The following is a 1,318-nucleotide window of genomic DNA, read 5'->3' as shown; positions in this document are numbered from 1 at the left end:
GGTTGACCTCCGACACCGCCACCCCGGAGCCGTTGGCGATCCGCAGCCGCCGGGATGCGTTGATGATCTTCGGGTCGGCGCGCTCGGCCGGGGTCATCCCGCGGATGATGGCCTGCAGCCGGTCCAGGTGGCTGTCGTCGACGGCGGCCAGCGCGTCTTTCATCTGACCGGCGCCGGGCAGCATGCCCAGCAGGTTGCCGATCGGGCCCATCTTGCGGATCGTCAGCATCTGCTCGAGGAAATCCTCCAGGGTCAGCTCACCTGAACCGATCTTGGCGGCCGCAGCCTCGGCCTGCTGGGCGTCGAAGACCTGCTCGGCCTGTTCGATCAGGCTGAGCACGTCGCCCATGCCCAGGATGCGGCTGGCCATCCGGTCCGGGTGGAAGACGTCGAAGTCCTCCAGCTTCTCCCCGGTGGATGCGAAAAGGATTGGCACGCCAGTGACTTCGCGCACCGACAGCGCGGCGCCGCCGCGGGCGTCGCCGTCCAGCTTGGTCAGCACCACGCCGGTGACGCCGACTCCGGCGCGGAACGCGTCGGCGGTGGCCACCGCGTCCTGGCCTACCATCGCGTCCAGCACGAACAGCACCTCGTCGGGATCGATGGCCGCGCGGATGGCCGCTGCCTGCGCCATCATCTCCTCGTCGATGCCCAGCCGGCCGGCGGTGTCGACGATGAGGACGTCGAAGTGGCTGGCGCGCGCTTCGGAGAGGCCCGCCGCGGCGACTGCAACCGGGTCCCCTGGACTGATCCGAGCCTCGGGTGCCTCCGCGGAGGTGCCGGGGTGTGGCGCGAACACGGCCACCCCGGCCCGTTCACCGACGATCTGCAGCTGGTTGACCGCGCCGGGCCGCTGCAGATCGCACGCCACCAGCAGCGGTGTGTGCCCCTGCCCGCGCAGCCAGGTGGCCAGCTTGCCGGCCAGTGTCGTCTTACCCGAACCCTGCAGGCCGGCCAGCATCACCACGGTCGGCGGTGTTTTGGCGAACGTCAGTTGCCGGGTCTGACCGCCGAGGATGCCGATCAGTTCCTCGTTGACGATCTTGACGACCTGCTGAGCCGGGTTGAGCGCGCCGGACACCTCGGCGCCCTTGGCGCGCTCCTTGACCCGCCCGATGAAGGCCCGTGCCACCGGCAGCGCGACGTCAGCTTCCAGCAGTGCCAGCCGGATTTCCCGGGTGGTGGCGTCGATATCGGCGTCGGTCAACCGCCCCTTGCCGCGCAGCCCCTGCAGAGCGCCGGTCAACCGGTCGGACAACGATTCAAACACGCCGCCAGCCTAGTGGTGATCGCAAGCGCGGCGGAGCCGGGCGCAGCG

The 1,318-nt window shown here is 70.0% G+C and carries 1 protein-coding gene; it reads right to left on the bottom strand.

Annotated elements, in window-relative coordinates; translation table 11 throughout:
• The coding region (gene ffh, locus AC2VON_RS25135; RefSeq protein WP_486955243.1) for a signal recognition particle protein at positions 1 to 1,270 on the bottom strand (1,270 nt) is incomplete at its 3' end.
• Between the last annotated feature and the right edge of the window lie 48 nt (positions 1,271 to 1,318).

Source organism: Mycobacterium sp. TH-M82, assembly GCF_057473605.1.
This window is presented reverse-complemented; position numbering and strand designations above follow the sequence as displayed.